This window comes from Bacillus sanguinis, assembly GCF_018332475.1.
Lineage (GTDB): Bacteria > Bacillota > Bacilli > Bacillales > Bacillaceae_G > Bacillus_A > Bacillus_A sanguinis.
Map to the genome: position 1 here is coordinate 1 of NZ_BOQB01000699.1, position 382 is coordinate 382.

The 382-nt window shown below is 46.6% G+C and carries 1 pseudogene; it reads right to left on the bottom strand.

The annotated features are described in order from the left end of the window. Positions 1–275: pseudogene (locus KI369_RS30100) on the bottom strand (efflux transporter periplasmic adaptor subunit); the annotation flags it as partial. Positions 276–382 lie beyond the last annotated feature (107 nt).

A 382-nucleotide genomic window follows, 5' to 3' on the forward strand; every position in this document is an offset into this window, starting at 1 on the left:
AGGGACTGGCCTGCTTGTACATCGCTGCCTTCAGTGAAATTACGATTCAGTACGATCCCGCTAACCTGTGGGCGAACTTCGGCTATACGGTAAGCATTGGTGCGGCCTGGTAATTCAGTCTTAACTTCTAACGGGGCCGTTTTCACAATATGAACGGTAACCTGCGGTTCACCGACGTGAGCTTTCTCTTCTCCCTTATCGTTACAACCGGCGATTAAAGCCGCGGAGATCAGAATAAAGGAGGGCAGGAGGAAAAACCTGGCATGTTTCGTCATTACTATTCCTCAAAAAACCAAAAGCGCGTTATTTACCCAGAAAGGCAACGCGTTAACTCGCAGAAAGAAAAATACAGTTTGCTATCCTACAAATTATCATTCGTCGA